The sequence below is a fragment of the Actinokineospora sp. NBRC 105648 genome, assembly GCF_030269645.1.
GTDB lineage: Bacteria > Actinomycetota > Actinomycetes > Mycobacteriales > Pseudonocardiaceae > Actinokineospora.
Window position 1 is genome coordinate 15413 of sequence record NZ_BSTR01000062.1, and the last position, 19579, is coordinate 34991.

Below are 19579 nucleotides of genomic sequence, written 5' to 3' on the forward strand. Positions count from 1 at the left end.
CAACAGAAGCAGCACCGGGTGAAAGATCGACACTGGTCACGTGAACGGGCGGACAACCAGCCGCTGCCCCCACACGTCTCACTCCAACCGGGCCCGCCCGCGCCGGTCCGGTTGGAACACCGCGACGACGGCGGTGACCTCGGCCTCGGGCGCCGACCGCCGGAACCGGGCCGCCGCGTGCTCGGCATCGATGCGCCGCGCGAACCCCTGCGCCGACTGGACCAGGTCGCCCGCGTCGACGCACAACCGCCACCACCACAGGCCGTTGTGCGCGTGCTGCACCTCGACCCAGGCCCCGACCGCGGCGAGCTGCACCCGCCGGATGTCGTCGAGCGCGGTGTCGCGGTTGGGGTGCTCGACCATGCCCTGGCCGAGCACCCGGTTGTTGCCACCGAGCAGCCGCCACCTGACTCCCGAGCCGTGCAACCGGTAGCACTGGAAGCGCGCCACGCCAGGTCCCCTCCGCTGAGTACACCGCACACCTACATCGGCGCGAACCGGAAAATGGTTTCCCCGCACGACTAGAGATTTTGCGACACAAGGGATTTCCGCCACCGCCGGAGTGCGACTGGGCCAGATGCCGAGAACTCCCATTGCTACCAGGCTGATCACCATGACATTGTGACCTTTGTGGACGGATGCTTCCGCGAACGCCGCAGCTCAGACAGGGCAAACAGACCGACCGCCCTGGTTTTTCCGCCCCCGGGGACGCCCGCGGCGCGCGACGAGGTGGTGAACACCGGGAAGACGGCACCGGACTTCCCATCGACCACTTGGGTCACACCAGCCACAAATCGGCGGAGTCGGGTGAAGAAGGTCACCCCGTCCGGGGAACTTGAGTCGGACCGGGTGGTGGGGTGGCCCGCGCCGTGGTGGTGTCGAGGAGGCCGAGACAGCCGCTACCCGGGAGGATCCCAGTGTCCACACCACGAATGTTCCGACGTTGCCTGCTCGCGGCGCTCGTCCTGGTCGGGCTGGCCGCACCGACGGCCGACGCGGCGCCCTCGGCGGTGCCGACCTACCGGTGCAAGGTGGGGCAGGTGTCCTCGACGATCTTCGCGGGTCAGTTCTGCACGCGGTCGAACGGGGCACCGAGTTCGGGGTTGATCGCCACGGCGTTCTACGCGGTGGTGGACGTGCTGAACGGGCCTGCCGGGGTGGCGGCTTGCCAGCCGTTGCTGGGGCTGGTGCCGTTGGCCGGGGTGGTGACGAACTCGGACAGCAGCCCGTATGTGCAGGTGATCGGGTTGGACTGTCGGTTGGGGTGACGGTCTTTTGGTTGCCGTCTTCGTTGCGCGAGTTGCGAGCGTGGGCTCGAGGACGTGCGTCGTGAGGTTGCCGTCTTCGTTGCCCAGGTAAGAGCGTGGGCTCGATCTAGTGAACTCGCTTCGTGTGGGGCCCCTAGAGCACCGCGGTGGGGAAAAAGCGTGGGGTGAAGGGCATCCCCACCACAGGTCAAGTTTAGCGGTGCTCTCCCCCCACACGAAGCGAGTCCACTAGATCGAGCATCCGTAGCGGGGCCGCCGGTACCAGCGGGGTCGGCCTCTCCGCTGCGGTTGAGTGGGGGGTGGGTTGGGCCGAGTTGGCTGGACCGAGCCGAGTTGGCTGGACCGAGCCGAGTTGGTTGGCGGGCCGAGTTGGTTGGCGGGCCGAGTTGGTTGGCGGGCCGAGTTGGTTGGCGGGCCGAACCGAGTTGGTTGGGCTGGGCTTGCTGGGTTGGACTGGCTGGGCTGGGTGAGGCTGGGGCGGGTCGCGCCTGGGTGCCGTACGTCATACCGTCGTGGCCGTCGATGTCACGCTGTGTTCCCCCGGGGGCACTCGCGTGTCATGGTGACGGTAGCTATTGGTCTGGACCTTCACCAGGTTCGGCTGGCGGGAAGGACGCGACGATGCGAGGGACGACGGTATTACCGGGGACGCCGTGTCAGGTGCCCCGGGAGGGGGAGCTGCCGGTGCACCGGTTGGAGGTGCCCGGGCCGAGTGCGCTGCCGTTCGCGGTCGGGACCTTCGAGGAGATGGGGCCGTTGTCCCGTGCCGCGTTCCCGCACCGGCACACGTTTCATGAGATTTTGCATGTCACGGGGGGTGTGGGGACGCATGTTGTCGACCTGCAGCGGTGGCAGTTGCGGCCGCCGCACCTGTGTGTGATCGCGCCTGGGCAGGTGCACCACTGGGAGGACACGCGGGGGTTGGACGGGCACGTGGTCCTGTTCACCGACGACTTCCTGATCGACCACCCGGCCGACCGCGACCTGTTGCGCAGGCTCAGCGACCGGCCGTCGCTGACCCTCGACGACGCCGCGCACCTGCGCACCACCCGGCTAATGGCCGAGTTGGACGAGGAGTACCGGGCCGGTGCCGACGGGGTCGAGTCCGTGCTCCGCGCGCTGTTGCACGTGCTCGTGGTACGTGCCGCGCGCTTGCCGCAGACCCCCGCCGCCGCTCCCCCGGCGCCCGCTCGGGCCGGGTCGGTGGCCGAGGAGTTCGCGCGGCTGATCACCCGGGTGGACCTCGGGTTGTGGTCGGTGGCCGCCTACGCCGACCACATCGGTGTGACGCCCGGGTACCTCACCGAGGCGGTCAAGGCGGCCACCGGGCGGACGCCGTCGGAGCTGGTCAGGGAGGCTCGGGCGCACGAGGCGAAACGGCTGCTCGCCAAGACCGACCTCACGGTGCGGCAGGTGGCGGGCCGGGTGGGGTTCGCCGACGCCGCGTACTTCTGCCGGTTCTTCCGGCGGGAGGCCGGGGCCAGCCCCGGGGACTTCCGGCGGCGCGGTGACACGCATGGGAACGCCGTCCACAGTGGTAATGGCCCCCGCGACATACACCACGTCCGACGGCTCCAGTCCATCGTCGCGCCCGGAAGGCCTGCGTAGGTTCGGTGCGATCCCCGGCGCCATCTACCCACCCACGAGGAGCAGTACATGGACGCGCCCCTGCACGGCGACCAGAGTTCTACCGAAGACCAGCCAGGCGACGGCAAGCAGATCAGCCGCAAGGCGGTGCTGCGCGCGGCGCTCGCCGCCGGTGTCGCGGCGCCGATCGCGCTCGTCGGTGTCCCCGCCCTGGCCCGCACCCGGGCGCAGGACGCCTCCCAGGGCGTCCTGCTCGACCTGACCCCGGACTGCAACGACGGCGACGCGCCGACGATCGAGCAGACCGAGGGCCCGTACTTCAAGCCGGGTTCGCCCGCGCGCACCTCGATCGCCGACGGCGCGGGCACCAAGCTGACCGTCACCGGCTACGTCTTCGGCCGCCAGTGCCAGCCGCTGGCCAACGTCCTGCTGGACTTCTGGCAGGCCGACAACGCCGGTGCCTACGACAACACCACCTACCGGTTCCGCGGGCACCAGTACACCAACGCCCAGGGCCAGTACACGCTGACCACGATCGTGCCCGGCCTCTACCCCGGCCGCACCCGGCACATCCACGTCAAGCTGCAGAACGCCAACGGCCGGATCGTCACCACCCAGCTCTACTTCCCCGGCGAGCCGCGCAACAACACCGACACGATCTACGACCCGCGGCTGCTGATGAACGTCCGCACCGTGGGCTCGGCCAAGGAGGCCAGCTACGACTTCGTGCTCAACGTGACCGGCGTCCCGCCGACCACGACGACCACGCGGCCGACGACGACCACGTCGAACACGACCACCACCAACCCGACCACGACGACCACCACCGTCCCCCCGGGCGGCTCGTGGGCCGCGGGCACCAACTACGCCGCGGGCGCCAAGGTCACCTACGGCGGCGTCAGCTACACCTGCCTGCAGGGCCACCAGGCCCAGCCGGGCTGGGAGCCGCCGAACGTGCCCGCCCTCTGGCGCGTCGGCTAGGCCCGACCGATCGGCCCGACGCCCTCGCGCGCTGCTGCGCGCGGGGGCGTCGGCCGTTGTCGGGCGGACGTGCCATGATCGGCGGGTGGTGAGCTCGCGCGCCCTGCTGGTCGGTGTCTCCGCCTACGAGGACCCGGCGTTGAGCCCGATCCCGGCGGCGCGCAACAGCCTGGCGGCCATGCGGTCGCTGCTGACCGACCCGGTGCTGTGCGGGTGGCCGCCGGACACCGTGACGGTGCTGGCCGACCCCGGCAGACCGGGGCACCTGGCCCGGCGGATCCGCGCGGCGGCCCGGGAGACCGACGGCGTGCTGCTGCTCTACTACGTCGGCCACGGCCTGCTCACCCCGCGCGGCGAGCTGTGCCTGGCGGTGGCCGACACCGCCGCCGACGACCCGGACTACACCGGCCTGCCGTTCGGCTGGATCAAGGACGCGCTGCGGGAGAGCCCGGCGCGGGTGCGGCTGGTGATCCTGGACTGCTGCTACGCGGGCCGGGCCATCGAGGCGCTGGCGGCGCCGGAGGACATCGCCGACGCCACGCACGCCGAGGGCAGCTACACCCTCACCGCGACCACCCCGAACCACACCGCGCACTTCGACCCGGCCGACGAGCTGGCCTGCACCACGTTCACCGGCCAGCTGATCGAGCTCACCCGCGCGGGCATCCCGGGTGGTCCGCCGAAGATCACGTTGAGCGCGCTCTACCCGCACCTGCGGCGCAGGCTCGTCGGGCTGGGCATGCCGCACCCGAACCAGCGCGGCACCGACACCGCCGACCACTACGTCTTCGCCACCAACGCCCACCACGCGGACGGCCACCAGCTCGCGAGCGCGGCCGCCGCGTGGGCCCGCCGCGGCGACGCGCGGTGCGACGAGCAGCTGTTCGAGGAGGCCGAGGCGGCGTTCCGGGAGGCGATCCGGCTGGACCCGACCGCCGCGTCGGTGCACGTCGGGCTGGGCAACGCCCTGCTGGCCCAGCGCAGGTCCGCCGAGGCCGAGGACGCCTACCGCGCCGCGCTGGCGATCGACCCGGAGTACCCGCCCGCGCGGGCCGGGCTGGGCGAGGCCTTCCTCGACCGCGACATGCTCGCCGAGGCCGAGGCGGAGATCCGCACCGCCATCCGGCTCGAGCCGAACCGCGCCGAGCCCGTGCTTGCCCTGGGCCACCTGCTCGACCAAGCCGAGCGCTGGCCCGAGGCGGCCGCCGCATACCAAGCGGCGGTGCGGCTCAGCCCGGCGGACCCGTTCGCGCACACCTGCCTCGGCGACATGCGCTTCGAGCAGGACGACTTCCCCGGCGCGGAGACCGCCTACCGCGAGGCCATCCGGCTCGACCCGGACGACGCCGCGGCGCTGCTGGGCCTGGCCCGCACTCTGCGCGCGCAGGAGCGCTGGGAGCAGGCCGAAGATGCCTGCCGCGCCGCACTGGGCACCGACCCCGCGGCACACGTGGAACTGGGTGCGGTGCTGGCGGGCCAATCCCGCGTGGCCGAAGCGGAAGCGGCCTACCGCGAGGCCGCCCGACTCGACCCCGACTTCATACTGGCGCAGCTGAGCCTGGTGGAGCTGCTGCACGCCATACCGGGCCGCGAACCGGACGCGGCGGCGGCCTGCCTACGGGTGATCGAACTGGAACCCGACAACGCGAGCACCCACTGCAGGCTGGGACATCTGCTGCTGACCCAGGAACACGACGACGCGGCCGAAGCGGCATTCCGCACCGCGCTGCGCTTGGCCCCCGGACTGGTGGACGCGCACATCGGCCTGGCCGACTGCCTGGTCGATCGCGGCCTGTACGCCGAGGCCGAGGACGCGCTGCGCGCGGCCGTACGGCTGGAGCCGGAAAACGCGTACGCCCACTTCCTGCTCGGCGAGACGTGGTGGGCGCGCGGCCAGTTCCGCGAGGCCGAGCAGGCCCAGCGCGAGGCACTCCGCCTCGCCCCGCGCATGCGGGTCGCGGCGCTGCGCCTGGGCGACGCACTTCGCGAACAACACCGGTTCGCCGAGGCCGTCACGCACTACCACGCCCTGGTCCGGGCCGACCCGTCCGACGGCCGCGCCCACCTGGGCCTGGGCGAGTGCGAGTACGCGCGCGGCTGGTACACCGAGGCCGAGGACGCGTTCCGGGCAGCGGTCGCACTGCTGCCCGGCTCCAACGAGGCCCACCGCGCACTCGGTCTGGCCCTCACCAAGCGCGACCTCCTCGGCGAAGCGGAAAGCGCGCTGCGCACGGCGATCGACATCACGCCGCACGACCACGCCGCCCACCTCGGCCTGGGCCGCGTCCTGGCCAAACGCGGCAGACTCACCGAATCCGAAACCGCCTACCGCGAGTCGCTGCGACAGGCACCGGGCTGGGGAATGGCCCACCGCGAACTCGGTGATGTGCTGCGCGCGCAGGGCCGGGTGCACGAGGCCGAGTCCGCCTACCGCCAAGCAACCCGCAGCACGGACTGACGAGCGACCACGTCGGGACAGTGGTCACTGGCCCTCGCACGTATCGGACAGCGGTTCTTACTGCCAGATCTGCTGGTCCGGATGCCACACCCCAGTCGGCGGTCGCGACTTCAGGAGCGGAGTGAGGAAAGCATCAGCGAGTCCACTCGCACCGGCCAGACTCCGCAGCTCCGGCGGGAGCTCGCTGACACCTTGAGCGGCCCTTCGATAGCCCCCGGTCCAAGACTGGAGGTCGGGTACCTGGAACCTGTCAGGCAGCTCCACGACCATGCCCCGCCCCGTCCGGCGATCGACTTCATCGCGCAGGATGTGGTGCACCTTGGTGCCCACCAATGGCACGTTCAGCGCGAACAGGATCAGGTCCACGAGGTCCTTGTACTGCGTGGATGGATTCCCCCCAGCTCTGTGGCGCTCGTACATCGCGCAGATCTTCTCGGCGACATGGTCCTCGATCGGGAACACCCGGGCTGCGGGCCAGGGATCACAGTCGGTTGCGAACGCGGGTTCCAGCGGCTCGGTGGTGACCACCCCACGCGGCATTTGCCGGGACACGACGACGTCGACGTTGACCGTGTGCTTGAGCGGGGCGTTCTCGAACATCGCCATGAAACGGACTTTGCGGGTCGGACGCTCGACGTGGGTCTGTTGAGAGGTGCTGATGTGGTCGAACCAGATCTCGTCGTCGAGGCGCAACGCAGCCGCGGTCCGCAGTGCCGCGACGGCGGCGTCCGTGGTGGCCTGGGTGCTGAGCAGGTCGATGTCGGTCGAGTAGCGGGCCGTCGGCCAGCGCACGAGCAAAGCCTGGCCGCCCTTGAGGACCCAGTCCACCGCCTCGTCGCCGTGGAAGACCCGGGCGATCAGCCGTCGGTGGAAGTGCAGCTGGAGCAGTTCACCAACGGGGGCGCCGGTCTCCTTGGACCTGATCTTCGCCCTGTTCTTCTGCGAGGCGAGGTAACCACCTGGGGTCCTCGGCCGCTGCGATGTCATGGTCGACATCGTGGCCTGCCTCGTGTCCGGCAGCGAACCGAAGGCCCTTGGCGACAACGCTTCCGGATTCAGCGCCCAAGCCCAAATCGTGGAGCAGCCCTCTCAACCCCTGAAGTGTGCCCGGCGCTTGATGATTCACAGCCCACCAGAGCGCGGCACTAGCGCGTGGAGGCGACGGCCTGTGCGCGAGTTGGGCGGTCGTGGTCCCGATCTCGGCGAGCAACCGGTCGAGCAATGCCTCGCCGTCGCCCGGGCGGCGGACGCCGTAGCGCAGCGCGTGTGGCCCGATCCGCTCGGCCAAGACATCCAGGCGCACGAGGTTCGCCTCGACGGCGTCCCGGATGATCATGGCGAGGTGGCTGCCGTCGAGGTGCTGGTCGAGCAGGTCGCAGATGGTTCGCAGCGCTGTAGTCACGGGCAGGCCATCGAGCACCACCACGTCGCTGTCGGACAAGCGCGCGGTCTTGAACCACAGGTCTGGGTCACGGCTGGTGCGCCTGCGCGGCACAGTCATCGCAATGCGGTCGTTGACCAACTCCCCGAGCCCGTGCAACCGCGCGGCGGACTGGTGGGAGAGCACTCCACCGTCCGGATCGAGCGGAGGTCGTCTCCATGCCGCGTCGGCTGCGTTGAGAGCCAGCCAGGCGGCCTGTTCCGCGCGAGCCTCGGTCACCGCCGCGGTGGTGGCGGCATAGACACCCCGACGGACCCGGTCGACATAACCGGCCCGTTCCAGCCGGAGCAGGGTGACGCCATCCACGTCGAGGTCGCCTGCCTGCCGAGACGTGACCATGCCCCACTGCTCAGCGGTGAACTCGCTGAGCAGCCTCATCGCTCGTCCCATCTCCACACAGCATAGATTACACCTAAGTGCAGCATTATTTACCTTCAGGGTGTAACAATCGCTGTCGACTAGTGAGATAAAAGCTGCGTCGCCGACCTCACGTCTGGGTTGGGCTCACTCATGCCAGCCTGCTGGATCGGCCTCACCACCCCAGGTCGCGGGGCAGCGGCGCTAGGACGGCAGTGCAGTCGTGCTGTTCACCGGTGAACCACCGCCGCGCCCGCGTTGCCGGTGGGCGGTCGGTGGAGCAGGCTCCGACGCAGGGCTCGGTGATGGAGGCGCAGATGGGACTGCTCGACGGCGGCGCGTGGCTGGGCAAGGTCTGGACCGGCGTTTGGACCGACGGTGCAGGCGGGACCTACACCGCCGTGGAGCCGGCGACCGGGCAGTCGTTGGGGGAGGTCGGGAAGGCCACGCCCGAGGACGTCCACGCCGCGGCCACGCGGGCTGTGGTGGCGCGGCGGGAGTGGGCGGCGGCGCCGTTCGAGGAGCGGGCGGCGGTGTTGCGGCGGGCCGGTGACCTGCTGGTCGAGCACGGCGAGGAGATCAAGGACTGGCTGTCCCGCGAGTCCGGCGCGATCCGGCCGTTCGGCCAGTTCCAGGTCCACACCAGCGCCCAGGAGTGCTACGAGGCCGCCGCGCTGCCCTCGCACCCCTACGGCGAGCTGCTGCGCACCGGCGCACCCCGCTTGTCCTTCGCGCGCCGCCTGCCCGTGGGGGTGGTCGGGGTGATCGCGCCGTTCAACGTGCCGACGATCCTCTCGATCCGCGCGGTGGCGCCCGCGTTGGCGCTGGGCAACGCGGTGATCCTCAAGCCGGACCCGCGCACGGCGATCTCCGGTGGCGCGGTCTTCGCGCGGGTCTTCGAGGAGGCCGGTCTGCCCGCCGGTGTGCTGCAGGTGCTGCCCGGTGGTGCCGACGTCGGTGAGGCGCTGGTGGTCGAGCCCGCCGTGCGGGTGATCGCGTTCACCGGTTCCACGCGCGCGGGCCGTGCGGTGGGGGCGTTGGCGGGCAAGCACCTCAAGCGGGCGCACCTGGAGCTGGGCGGCAACTCCGCGCTCGTCGTGTTCCCGGATGTGGACGTCACCGCGGCGGCGTCGGTGGGGGCGTGGGGGACGTTCACCCACTCCGGTCAGATCTGCATGGCGACCAGCAGGCACCTGGTGCACGAGTCGATCGCCGAGGAGTACACGGCGGTGCTGGCGGCGAAGGTGGGCGGCCTCCCGGTCGGCGACCCGTTCCGGGCCGAGGTCGCGCTCGGTCCGCTGATCGACGCGGGCCAGCGCGACCGGGTGCACGGCCTGGTCACCGCCAGCGTCGACAGTGGCGCCACGGTGCGCACGGGCGGGACGTACGAGGGCCTGTTCTACCGGCCGACGGTGCTGGGCGAGGTGCCGGTGGACGCGCCCGCGTACCGGGAGGAGATCTTCGGACCGGTCGCCCCGGTCACCGCCTTCCGCGACCTCGACCAGGTCGCCGACTTGGCGGGCGGCACGGACTACGGCCTGTCGCTGGGGATCCTGACCCGCGACGTCACCGCGGGCCTGGCGCTGGCCGAGCGGGTGCCGACCGGACTGGTGCACATCAACGACCAGACGGTCAACGACGAGGCCACCGCGCCGTTCGGCGGGCTGGGCTCCTCGGGCACCGGCTCCCGGCACGGCGGGCCGCAGGCGAACATCGAGGCGTTCACCGAGACGCAGTGGGTCACGCTGCGCGGGGATTTGCCGGTGTACCCGTTCTGAGGACCAGTGCGCCGCAGGTCCTGACCGTCGGTGAGGACCTCCGCCGGTCAATGCGCACCGCCCTTCGGGAAAGGTCGCCTGGGCAGACCGCTCGGAGCAATCGCGAAAGTCGTTCCACCGACTGGCGCGCCACCGGTCGGCGGTGCGCACATTTTCCTTTCGACGCAGCGAATTCCATGATCCACAATGAACCGCCCAACGAATACCCGGTCGACACCGGCCGGATATGCAACACCCTGAAAATGTGAAACGCGCGCCCGGGATCGGGCGGCAACCGCTTGCGGGGTGCCGCGCCCTCGCCCGGCCGTCGTGACGACGGGTAGCCGGAGTCGTCCCGACCACCCCGGTGGTACGACGTACGCCTGGTCAACAGCCTCATGCGCAACTTGCACCCGGCATCCAGCCCGCGGATCTCGCGCGTGTACACCAGTCCCGCGGTGCAGGCCATCGCCAAGGTGCAGCAACGCGTTAACGGGCCGCCGACGCCGCCAATTGTGAACGAAAGTGAAGATGGGAACGCACTGACCACTTCGGCCTCGCCCGTTCCGGCATTCGGCGGATTCCACACTGGACCGACCCCGCTTAATCGGGATTCGCGTCACCCGAACCGTCACCCGTTCGGCGGTTTGCGCCGGTTGGCACCCCGTCGCTAGCGTTCCGGGAAACGCGGGAATGCACATAATCGGGGGCCGATAATGGGGGACCATTTAGCCGCTTTGCTCGATCCACTGGCTAATGGCACAGCGCTGTCCTTCAATGGCGTGAATGTCTCCTATCGCGAGCTGCGGGCGCTGGCCGACCGGGCCGCCCGCACCCTCGACCGGCTCCCGCCGGAGCGCCCGGTCGCGCTGGCGGTGGGCAAGTCGCCGGAGGCCGTCGCGGTCGTGCTGGCCTGCTGGGCCAGTGGCAGGCCGTTCCTGCTGCCCCCGGCGGACCTGGGCACCGACGCGCGGGCCGCGCTGCACCGGCAGGCGGGCTGCGCGAGCGTGCTGCGGGCCGACCTCAGCGTCGAGCGGACCGAGTCCGACGAGGCCCCCGAGCTGGCCGGGGTGGGGCCGATGCTCACCACCTCGGGCTCCACCGGGCTGCCGAAGATCGTCCCGCTGCCGCGCACCGCGGTGGACGCCTTCACCGACTGGGCCGCCGACGCGTTCGGCGTGGACGAGGGCACCGTGGTGTTCAACTACGCGCCGCTCAACTTCGACCTGTGCCTGCTCGACGTGTGGACCACGCTGCGCCGCGGCGGCCAGGTGGTGCTGGTCGACCAGGACCGCGCGCTGGACAGCCGCTACCTGCTGCGCGCCTTCGCCGGTGCCGACGTCGAGGTCGTGCAAGCCGTGCCGCTGTTCTTCCGCCGCCTGCTGGAGAACGCCGACGGCGTGTTCCCGACCGTCCGCGAGGTCGTGCACACCGGCGACGCGATGCCGCCCGGTCTGCTCGCCCGGCTGCCCGCCGTATTCCCCAAGGCCCGGCTGCGCAACGTCTACGGCTGCACCGAGACCAACGACAGCCTCATCCACGACTCCGACCCCACCAGCGACCAGCCCACCCCGGTCGGCAGCCCGATCGACGGGGTGCTGGTCCGGGTGGACGCGGGCGAACTCCTGGTCAGCACGCCGTTCCAGGCGGGCCGCTACCTCGACGCCGACCTGGCCGACCGCTGGGTCGAGCTCGACGGCCGCACCTACTTCCGCACCGGCGACCTGGTCCGCCAGGACGAGCGCGGCGTGCTGCACCTCGACGGCCGCGCCGACCACCAGGTCAAGGTCCGCGGCGTCCGGACGAACCCGCAGCAGGTCGAGCAGGCGCTGCTGGCCCACCCCGAGGTGGCCGACGCGGTCGTGCTGGCCATCCCGGACGAGGAGGCCGGGTACCGCCTGCACGCGCTGGTGCGCCCCGCCGGGAACACCCGGCCCAACAGCCTGAGCCTGCGCTCGCACTGCGCCCGGCTGCTCCCCCGCACGGCGATCCCGTCCACTGTGGAGCTGTTCGGCGCCGAGTTCCCCCGCACCTCGACCGGCAAGGTCGACCGCAAGAAGCTGCTCGCGGAAAGGGTCTGAGCGCACATGTCGCGTCCCGATGAGATCACCCGGTTCGTGGTGGCCGAGTTCGCCCCGGACATCCGGCCCGAGGAGCTCGACCCGGACTTCGACCTGCTGGAGAACGGCGTGGTCGACAGCCTCGGCCTGCTCCGGCTGATCGCCTGGCTGGGCGAGCGCTACGACCTGCCGGTCGACGACCTCGACCTGGCGCCCCAGGACTTCCGCTCGGTGCACGCCATCGACGGCTTCGTTGCCTCCGCACTCGTGAAAGGGCCGATGCCATGATCGTCCGCAGCCGCTCCGAGGTCGCCTGCGTCGACTGGGGCAACGGCCTCAGCTACCGGTTCCTGCTGCGACCGGACAACATGGGGTTCACCGTCGCGCACACCACGGTGCGCGCGGGCACCAAGTCCCGCCTGCAGTACCGCAGGCACCTCGAGGCGTGCTACTGCATCGCCGGGTCCGGCGAGGTGCAGACCCCCGACGGCAGCGCCTTCGCGCTGCGACCGGGGGTGCTCTACGCGCTCGACCAGCACGACGCGCACTTCCTGATCGCCGGACCGACCCAGGACCTGGAGCTGATCAGCATCTTCTCCCCCGCGCTGCGCGGCGACGAGCGGCACAACCTCGACCCGGACGGCTTCTCCCACTACGAGTGCGCCCCGTGATCAGCTGGACCGAGGAGCAGCGCACCCTGCGCGCGGCGGCCGTCGAGCTCGGCGAGGTGGTCGGCAAGGACCACCTGGAGCGGGACGCGGCGGGCGAGTTCGCCGCCGACGGCTGGGCGCTGGTGCGCGGCTCCGGCCTGCTCGGGCTGCCGTTCGGGACCGAGCACGGCGGGCTCGGCGCGGACCTGCTGACCACGATGTACGTGCTGGAGGGCCTGGGTGAGAGCTGCCGCGACGGTGGCTTCGCGTTCTCGGTGTGCACCCACATGGTCAGCACCGGGGTCCCGTTGCACCGCTTCGGTTCCGCCGAGCTCAAGGCGCGCTACCTGCCCGGGGTGTGCGGGGGTGGCGCGATCGGCGCGCACGCCATCTCCGAGCCGGACGCGGGTTCGGACATGATGGCGATGCGCACCACCGCCGAGCGCGACGGCGACGACTACGTGCTGACCGGCTCGAAGTCGTTCGTCAGCAACGGACCCATCGCGGGGACGTTCGTGGTCTACGCGCGCACGGGCAAACCCGGCAGTCCCGGGGCGATCACCGCGTTCCTGGTGGAGCGGGACTCCCCCGGCCTGCACGTCGGCACGCCGATCGCGAAGATGGGCCTGCGGACCTCGCCGTTGAGCGAGCTCTTCCTCGACGGTGTCCGGGTGCCCGCGGCCAACGTGGTCGGCTCGGTCGGCGCGGGTTTCCTGGTGCTGGACCACGTGATGCGGTGGGAGATCCTGCTGTCCTTCGTGGTCAACCTGGGCGAGATGGAGCACCGGGTGCGGCGCTGCGTCGACTACGCCCGCACGCGCGAGCAGTTCGGCCAGTCGATCGGGTCGTTCCAGTCGGTGTCGAACAAGCTGGTGGACATGCGGATCAGCGTGGACACCGCGCGCAAGTGGCTCTACGACACCGGCGAGAAGCTGGTGGCGCGCAAGAACGTCACGACCGACATCGCGATCACCAAGCTGGTGGTCAGCGAGGCCAACCTGGCCACGGCGCTGGCGGCGGTGCAGGTCTTCGGCGGCTACGGCTACATGGCCGAGTACGGCGTCGAGAAGGACGTGCGCAACGCCGTCGCCGGGCCGATCTACTCGGGCACGTCGGAGATCCAGCGCCAGCGGGTCGCGGCGATGATGGGTCTGTGAGGGAGCAATGGTCGAGGACCTGACTCGGGAGACCGAGTTCCTGGACTACCGCAGCGACACCGTGCGGGAGTTCATCGAGGCGGCACTGCCCGGCGGCGGCACCGGTTTGTCCGATGTGGACAAAGCGGTGGCGCTCTACTACGCGGTGCGCGACGGCATCCACTACGAGGTGTACGGCAGCCGGATGGCGCGCGAGGAGTTCACCGCGAGCGCGATCATCAAGCGGCGCCGCGGTTTCTGCGTGCACAAGGCGATCGTGTACGCGGCGGTGGTGCGCGCGATCGGCGTGCCGAGCAAGATCGTCTACGGCGACGTGCGCAACCACCTCGCCTCCGAGCGGCTGCGCGAGCTGGTCGGCGGCGACGTGTTCTGCTTCCACAGCCTCACCAACGTCTACCTGGGCGAACGGTGGGTGAAGGCCACCCCGGTGTTCAACAAGCTGCTGTGCAAGCTCTACAAGATCGCCCCGCTCGACTTCGACGGCGGCGCCGACAGCCTCTACCACCCCTACGACGAGAACGGCCGCAGGCACATGGAGTTCCTGCGGATGCGCGGGGAGTTCAGCGACTTCCCGTACGAGACCGTCGTGGCGGGCATCCGCGCCGCGCACCCGAAGCTGTTCCGCACCGACGACGAGCTGGCCGAGGGTTCCCTCACCGGCGAGGCCAGCTAGGAGCTGTCATGGACAAGATCAAGTACGAGCTGACCGAGGCCGACATCCCGCGGACCTGGCTCAACCCGGCCGCCGACGTCGGCACCGTGCACCCGATCCTCGACCCGGTCACCCGCACCCCGGTGACCCCCGAGGCGCTGGCCCGGTCGATGCCGCCCGCCCTGGTCGAGCAGGAGCTCAGCCTGGAGCCGGAGTTCGAGATCCCCGAGCCGGTCCGCCAGCTCTACGCGCAGTGGCGCTCGACGCCGCTGTACCGGGCCCGGCGGCTCGAGCGCGCGCTCGACACGCCCGCGCGGATCTACTACAAGTACGAGGGCGTCGCGCCGACCGGCAGCTTCAAGCCGAACACCGCGATCCCGCAGGCGTACTACAACAAGCTGGCGGGCAAGACCGGCCTGGTCGGCGAGACCGGCGCGGGCCAGTGGGGCAGCGCCGTCGCGCTCGCCGCCTCGCTGTTCGACATGGCGGCCAAGGTCTTCATGGTCCGGGTGAGCTTCGAGCAGAAGCCCTACCGGCGCACGCTGATGGAGACCTACGGCGCGACCTGCACGGCGAGCCCCAGCACCGAGACCGACTCCGGGCGCGCCGTGCTCGCCGAGCTGCCGGAGCACCCGGGCAGCCTGGGCGTGGCCAAGTCCGAGGCGCTGCAGTTCGCCTTCGCCAACCCCGACTACGGCTACACCCGCGGCAGCGGGCTCAACCACGTGTGCGCGCACCAGACCGTGATCGGCCAGGAGGCGGTGCGCCAGTTCGAGCTGGCCGACGACTACCCGGACATCGTGGTCGGCGCGGCGGGCGGCGGCAGCAACCTGGCGGGCCTGGCGTTCCCGTTCCTGCGCAGGCAGCTGGCGGGGGCCGAGCGGGTGCGGCTGATCGCCGTCGAGCCCGCCGCCTGCCCGACGCTGACCCGCGGCCGGATCGCCTACGACCACGCGGACTCGGCTGGCCTGACCCCGCTGTTCCGCATGCACACACTGGGCCACAAGTTCATCCCCCCGGCCGTGCACGCGGGTGGCCTGCGGGCGCACAACATCGCCCCCCTGGTCAGCCGCGCGGTCGAGGACGGCCTGATGGAGGCCGTCGCGGTCCGGCAGAACGACTGCTTCGAGGCGGGCGTGCTGTTCGCCCGGGCTGAGGGCATCGTGCCCGCCCCGGAGTCCACCCACGCCATCCGCGGCGCGGTCAACGAGGCGCTGCGCTGCAAGGAGGAGGGGGTCGGCAAGACGATCCTGCTCGGCCTGTCCGGGCACGGCGACTTCGACCTGGTCGCCTACGAGCGCTACCTGGCGGGCAGGCTACCGGACGACGCCCTGACCGACGAGGTACTGCAAGCCGGTCTGGACAGCATTCCCTCGCCCGCCCTCGTCTGAGGATCATCATCGCCATGAGCCGAGTCAACCTCGCACTGTTCGTCCTGCTGGCCGTCATCTGGGGCAGCAGCTACACCTTCATCAAGGTCGCCGTCGGCGGCCTCACCCCGGCCCAGCTGGTGCTGGCCCGGGTCCTGCTCGGCGCCATCGTGCTGTTCGCGGTGACCAGGGTGACCAAGGACCGGTTGCCCAGGGACCTGGCGGTCTGGGGCCACATCGCGGTCACCGCGATCCTGGGCATGGTCGCCCCGTTCCTGCTGCTGGCCTGGGGCGAGCAGCGGACCAGCGCGGCCATGGCGGGCGTGTTGATCGCGGCGACCCCGCTGCTCACCCTGGCGGCGGTCACCGCGGCGCTGCCCGCCGAACGCGCGACCTGGCGCAAGGGCGTCGGTTTCGCCCTCGGTTTCGTGGGCGTCGTCCTGGTGATCGCCCCGTGGTCGAGCTCCGGCGGTTCCCTCACCGGCCAGCTCGCGGTCCTCGGCGCCGCCGCCTGCTACGCGGCGCAGACGGTGTACGTGAAGAAGATGCTGGCGCAGAGGGGAATCCCGCCCCTGGTCTCGGCCACCTCCCAGGTCATCATGGCCACGGTGCTGCAGCTCATCGTCACCCCGTTCTTCACCTGGCACGAGCCCCGGTTCACCGCGGGCATCGTGGTCAGCGTCGCGCTGCTGGGCATCGTCGGCACCGGCGTGGCCTACCTGATCTACTTCCGCCTCATCGGCGACATCGGCGCCGCCAACGCCTCGGCGGTCAACTACCTGGTCCCGATCACCGCGGTGCTGATCAGCCTGATCACCCTCAACGACCACATCACCTGGAACATGATCGTCGGCACCCTGCTGGTGCTCGCCGCCCTGGCCTTCGCCGAGAACCGCCTCTCCACCCTCAAGCAGGCGCCCCCGACCCCGGCGAGGAAGTAGCCCATGCGCGGCGACAACTGGGGCACGAGAGCCGCCATCGGCATCCTGGTCATCGACAAGGACCCGGTCGCCGAGTCCGAGTTCTGGTCCATGGCCCCACCCGGCGTCTCCATCTGCGCGGCCCGGTTCGAGAGCCCCCGCAAACCCGGCACCTCGGACTACGGCGAGGACCCGGCCCGAGTCGTCGCCGAGTCCCCGGACATAGCCCGCGGCCTGGACTTCCTGGGCGGCATGCAACTGGACGTGATCTGCGTCTGCTTCACCACCAGCAGCCTATTCGGCGGCGCTGAATTCGATGCTTCCTTCGCCGCCCAGGCAAGCGAACGGGCACAGGGAATACCGGTCGTGACCGCGGCACAAGCCAGCGTCGCAGCACTGAAGGCCGTCTGCGTATCCCGGCCCTATGTGGTGGTACCACCGTGGTTCAAGGACGAGATCGTGTCCGTGGGCCGGGAGTACTTCACAACAGCGGGCCACGAACCAGTCGAAATGCGACGCTTCGAACTGGGCCGGGGCTGGCGCGACCTGAAGCCCTGGGAAACCTGGGACGCCGGAGCACAGTGGGAAGTCAGACCGGAGGACGTCCACCGACAGGTACGAGCAGGAGTACCGGCAAACGCGGACGGAATCCTGCTGGCAGGCAACGGCTTCAGGTGCTCGGACGCCATCGAGGACCTGGAAGCAGACCTGGGCCTACCAGTGATCACCTCCAACCAAGCCTGCATCTGGCACTCCCTGAGAACGGCGAAGACAGCAACAAGGGACATCCATCACTTCGGCAAACTCTTCGCAGTAGATCAATAGCTCCCCTTTCCCCTCCTCCCCTCCCGGCTCACCTCCCCGACTTACTCCGACTCCACATCCGACCCCTCCCTGGCCACATTCCTCATCTCCCCATCTTCTTTTCCCAAAACGACAAGACAACCCACCAAACAGCCAGTCGGCCACCCCAACCGACTCCCTTGACCAGCCCTCCCCCCGCATTCCATACGCAGCCAAAACACGGCCTGCGGTTCTTTGTCAAGGTACTCTTTCCCGCCTTGACAAAGAACCGCAGGCCGTAGTGATAATTGGCGTAGGGGATTCAGGGGCCCACGGGTGGCGACACTCCACAGGCAGCACGCACCCCTCGAAGAGCACATACACATGGGCTGCCCGAGGAAAAGATGGGGGCTCGATCTAGTGAACTCACTTCGTGCGGGGCCCCTAGAGCACCGCGGTGGAGAGAAAAGGGCAGGTAAGGGCATCCCCACCCACGGCCAGTTTAGCGGCACTCTCCCCCCACACGAAGCGAGTCCACTAGATCGAGCAACCGTAGCGGGACTTGCTTTCCAGCGGGGTCGGCCTCACCGCTGCGGTACCAGCGGGGACGGGACCCTGTCGAGTGTGGGCAGGGTGGGCCTACACGCTGCGGTACCAGCGGGGACGGAATCCTGTCGCGTGCGGGCGGGGCCGGCCTCACCGCTGAGGTACCAGCGGGGTGGGATGCCGCTGCGGATTGGCGGGGTCGGTCTATCTGCTGCGACACCATGTCGGAGCTGCGGAACTGCCGTTGCCGCCGCCCGTGCCGCTATACCGGCTGGTTGTCCGCGTAGTTCTGGGCGAAATCCGTTGTCGAGTAAGGTCGTCGGCCGCAGTACCGCTGCACGGTGTCCGCCACCGGGATCACGAAATCTCCGTTGGCCACCTTCATCAGCGCGTCCGCCAGGAAGTCGCCATACCCGTAGCTGAACCCCCGCTGCATCAGCAGGTCGATGAACTCCCGCGCCTCCACCGGAACATAGGTGACCCGTCGGTGCAGTGCGTCCGCGAGTGCCTTGGCCAGCACGTGGTGGTCCACCGCTTCCGGCCCGGTCACCGGCAGTGGTCCCTCCGGACCCCCGGGTGCCATCGCCGCCACGGCGACTGCCGCGATGTCTCGGGTGTCGACGAACGGGAACTTGGCCTCCCCGGCCGGGAGTCGGAGTTCGCCGGTCTCCAGCATGCCCCGGAACGAGCCGACCGTGAAGTTGTCCAGGAACCAGGTCGGCCGGATCATCGCCGAGGCGGTCGGGGCGTCCGCCAGGGTTCGCTCGGCGACCTTGGTCGGGTCGTCGTCCGGCGCGTGGTCGACGTCTATTGTGGACAGTAGGGCGATCTTCGGGACCCCGGCCGCCACCGCCGCCTCGATGACTGCCGGTGCCTTCTCCGGTGCGCCCGCGTGGTTGAAGGGGATCACCAGGTAAGCCGCGTCGCTGCCCGCGAAGGCGGGTTCCCAGGTGTCCGGGGCGTCCCAGTCGAACCTGGTGTAGGCGCCCACGGCCCCTGGTCGTCGGCCTGCCGCCCGGACTCGCCAGCCGCGTTCGGCGGCCTGGGCGGCGACGTGCCTGCCGGTCTTCCCAGTCGCGCCGAGGACGGTCACCACATGATCACGCACAGCGGGGGACGCTAGCAGCATGAGAGGGTGTGCGCATGGACTTCGCGGAGCCTGAGGACATTCGGTGGATCCTCGCCCAGTGCCGGACCTGGGCGGTCGTGGGGCTGGCCGACAACCCCGCCCGAGCCGCGCACGGGGTCGCGCGGTTCCTTCAGCAGCGCGGTAAGCGGATCGTTCCGGTGCACCCGCGCGCGGAGACCGTCTGGGGGGAAGACGGTTACGCGAGTCTGGCGGACGTCCCGTTCGCCGTGGACTGCGTGGACGTCTTCCGGCGGTCCGAGGACGCGGGCGCGGTGGCCGACGAGGCGATCGCGATCGGCGCGAAGGCGGTGTGGTTCCAGCTCGGTGTCGTCGACGACGCCGCTGCTGCGCGCGCGGCCGCCGCAGGCCTACGGGTCGTGCAGGACCGCTGCCCGGCGATCGAGTGGTCGGCGCTCGGGCCCGCGGCCTAAGCGCTGTCCGGCAAGTCGGGTGCGTGACTCCT

General features: G+C 70.3%; 18 protein-coding genes. 14 read left to right on the forward strand and 4 right to left on the reverse strand.

Translation table 11 applies throughout. The annotated features are described in order from the left end of the window. Positions 1 to 78 precede the first annotated feature (78 nt). Positions 79 to 450, reverse strand: a complete 372-nt coding sequence (locus QSK30_RS32895; protein ID WP_285508971.1) for a YegP family protein — start codon at positions 448 to 450, stop codon at positions 79 to 81. 467 nt (positions 451 to 917) lie between these two features. On the opposite strand from QSK30_RS32895, the gene QSK30_RS32900 reads away from it, so the two are divergent. From QSK30_RS32900 to QSK30_RS32915, 4 genes are all read left to right on the forward strand, one after another. Then, positions 918 to 1268, forward strand: coding sequence for a hypothetical protein (locus QSK30_RS32900; RefSeq protein ID WP_285508973.1), 351 nt, complete (start codon positions 918 to 920; stop codon positions 1266 to 1268). A 684-nt stretch (positions 1269 to 1952) separates the two neighbouring features. Next, positions 1953 to 2876 carry a helix-turn-helix transcriptional regulator gene (locus tag QSK30_RS32905; protein WP_285508974.1) on the forward strand — a complete coding sequence of 308 codons (924 nt, stop codon included), beginning with the start codon at positions 1953 to 1955 and terminating at the stop codon, positions 2874 to 2876. 48 nt (positions 2877 to 2924) lie between these two features. Further along, on the forward strand, positions 2925 to 3836 hold the full coding sequence (locus QSK30_RS32910; protein ID WP_285508976.1) for a dioxygenase family protein: 912 nt from the start codon (positions 2925 to 2927) through the stop codon (positions 3834 to 3836). Positions 3837 to 3921: 85 nt separating this feature from the next. Next, positions 3922 to 6294, forward strand: coding sequence for a caspase, EACC1-associated type (locus tag QSK30_RS32915; RefSeq protein ID WP_285508977.1), 2373 nt, complete (start codon positions 3922 to 3924; stop codon positions 6292 to 6294). A gap of 57 nt (positions 6295 to 6351) precedes the next feature. Here the strand turns inward: QSK30_RS32915 and QSK30_RS32920 are convergent, their stop codons facing one another. Next, positions 6352 to 7290 (reverse strand): nucleotidyl transferase AbiEii/AbiGii toxin family protein, encoded by a 939-nt coding sequence (locus QSK30_RS32920; RefSeq protein ID WP_352231658.1) that lies wholly within the window; start codon positions 7288 to 7290, stop codon positions 6352 to 6354. After that, positions 7184 to 8113 carry a type IV toxin-antitoxin system AbiEi family antitoxin domain-containing protein gene (locus tag QSK30_RS32925; RefSeq protein WP_285508980.1) on the reverse strand — a complete coding sequence of 310 codons (930 nt, stop codon included), beginning with the start codon at positions 8111 to 8113 and terminating at the stop codon, positions 7184 to 7186. Before QSK30_RS32925 ends, QSK30_RS32920 begins: the two co-directional genes overlap by 107 nt. A 296-nt stretch (positions 8114 to 8409) precedes the next feature. Between QSK30_RS32925 and QSK30_RS32930 the strand changes: the two genes are divergently transcribed. The 9 genes from QSK30_RS32930 to QSK30_RS32970 all read left to right on the forward strand — a co-directional run bounded on the left by QSK30_RS32930 (position 8410) and on the right by QSK30_RS32970 (position 17483). Then, positions 8410 to 9870, forward strand: a complete 1461-nt coding sequence (locus tag QSK30_RS32930) for a benzaldehyde dehydrogenase (protein ID WP_285508982.1) — start codon at positions 8410 to 8412, stop codon at positions 9868 to 9870. 695 nt (positions 9871 to 10565) lie between these two features. Continuing rightward, complete coding sequence (locus QSK30_RS32935) at positions 10566 to 11930, forward strand: AMP-binding protein (RefSeq protein ID WP_285508984.1); 1365 nt, start codon at positions 10566 to 10568, stop codon at positions 11928 to 11930. Between the two features lie 6 nt (positions 11931 to 11936). Continuing rightward, on the forward strand, positions 11937 to 12197 hold the full coding sequence (locus QSK30_RS32940) for an acyl carrier protein (protein ID WP_285508986.1): 261 nt from the start codon (positions 11937 to 11939) through the stop codon (positions 12195 to 12197). After that, positions 12194 to 12580: an ectoine synthase gene (locus QSK30_RS32945; protein ID WP_285508987.1), complete on the forward strand. Its 387-nt coding sequence runs from the start codon at positions 12194 to 12196 to the stop codon at positions 12578 to 12580. Before QSK30_RS32940 ends, QSK30_RS32945 begins: the two co-directional genes overlap by 4 nt. After that, a complete protein-coding gene (locus QSK30_RS32950; protein ID WP_285508988.1) occupies positions 12577 to 13716 on the forward strand; it encodes an acyl-CoA dehydrogenase family protein in 1140 nt (379 codons plus the stop codon). Before QSK30_RS32945 ends, QSK30_RS32950 begins: the two co-directional genes overlap by 4 nt. A 7-nt stretch (positions 13717 to 13723) precedes the next feature. Then, the gene (locus tag QSK30_RS32955) at positions 13724 to 14389 is read left to right on the forward strand and encodes a transglutaminase-like domain-containing protein (RefSeq protein ID WP_285508990.1); all 666 of its coding nucleotides are present in this window, start codon (positions 13724 to 13726) and stop codon (positions 14387 to 14389) included. An 8-nt stretch (positions 14390 to 14397) separates the two neighbouring features. Continuing rightward, entirely contained in the window at positions 14398 to 15759 is a 1362-nt protein-coding gene (locus QSK30_RS32960; protein ID WP_285508991.1) for a TrpB-like pyridoxal phosphate-dependent enzyme, read from the forward strand. A 14-nt stretch (positions 15760 to 15773) separates the two neighbouring features. Beyond that, positions 15774 to 16679, forward strand: coding sequence for a DMT family transporter (locus QSK30_RS32965; RefSeq protein ID WP_285508993.1), 906 nt, complete (start codon positions 15774 to 15776; stop codon positions 16677 to 16679). A 3-nt stretch (positions 16680 to 16682) separates the two neighbouring features. After that, positions 16683 to 17483, forward strand: coding sequence for a maleate cis-trans isomerase family protein (locus QSK30_RS32970; RefSeq protein WP_285508995.1), 801 nt, complete (start codon positions 16683 to 16685; stop codon positions 17481 to 17483). Between the two features lie 766 nt (positions 17484 to 18249). Here the strand turns inward: QSK30_RS32970 and QSK30_RS32975 are convergent. Then, positions 18250 to 19095: an NAD(P)H-binding protein gene (locus QSK30_RS32975; protein ID WP_285508997.1), complete on the reverse strand. Its 846-nt coding sequence runs from the start codon at positions 19093 to 19095 to the stop codon at positions 18250 to 18252. Between the two features lie 35 nt (positions 19096 to 19130). On the opposite strand from QSK30_RS32975, the gene QSK30_RS32980 reads away from it, so the two are divergent. Further along, complete coding sequence (locus QSK30_RS32980) at positions 19131 to 19547, forward strand: CoA-binding protein (RefSeq protein WP_285508999.1); 417 nt, start codon at positions 19131 to 19133, stop codon at positions 19545 to 19547. Positions 19548 to 19579 lie beyond the last annotated feature (32 nt).

Coding starts and splice junctions, on each gene's coding strand:
- QSK30_RS32910 (WP_285508976.1), top strand. CDS start 2,925: ATGGACGCGCCCCTGCACGGCGACCAGAGTTCTACCGAAGACCAGCCA.
- QSK30_RS32920 (WP_352231658.1), bottom strand. CDS start 7,290: ATGTCGACCATGACATCGCAGCGGCCGAGGACCCCAGGTGGTTACCTC.
- QSK30_RS32925 (WP_285508980.1), bottom strand. CDS start 8,113: ATGAGGCTGCTCAGCGAGTTCACCGCTGAGCAGTGGGGCATGGTCACG.
- QSK30_RS32930 (WP_285508982.1), top strand. CDS start 8,410: ATGGGACTGCTCGACGGCGGCGCGTGGCTGGGCAAGGTCTGGACCGGC.
- QSK30_RS32935 (WP_285508984.1), top strand. CDS start 10,566: ATGGGGGACCATTTAGCCGCTTTGCTCGATCCACTGGCTAATGGCACA.
- QSK30_RS32940 (WP_285508986.1), top strand. CDS start 11,937: ATGTCGCGTCCCGATGAGATCACCCGGTTCGTGGTGGCCGAGTTCGCC.
- QSK30_RS32945 (WP_285508987.1), top strand. CDS start 12,194: ATGATCGTCCGCAGCCGCTCCGAGGTCGCCTGCGTCGACTGGGGCAAC.
- QSK30_RS32955 (WP_285508990.1), top strand. CDS start 13,724: ATGGTCGAGGACCTGACTCGGGAGACCGAGTTCCTGGACTACCGCAGC.
- QSK30_RS32960 (WP_285508991.1), top strand. CDS start 14,398: ATGGACAAGATCAAGTACGAGCTGACCGAGGCCGACATCCCGCGGACC.
- QSK30_RS32965 (WP_285508993.1), top strand. CDS start 15,774: ATGAGCCGAGTCAACCTCGCACTGTTCGTCCTGCTGGCCGTCATCTGG.
- QSK30_RS32970 (WP_285508995.1), top strand. CDS start 16,683: ATGCGCGGCGACAACTGGGGCACGAGAGCCGCCATCGGCATCCTGGTC.
- QSK30_RS32980 (WP_285508999.1), top strand. CDS start 19,131: ATGGACTTCGCGGAGCCTGAGGACATTCGGTGGATCCTCGCCCAGTGC.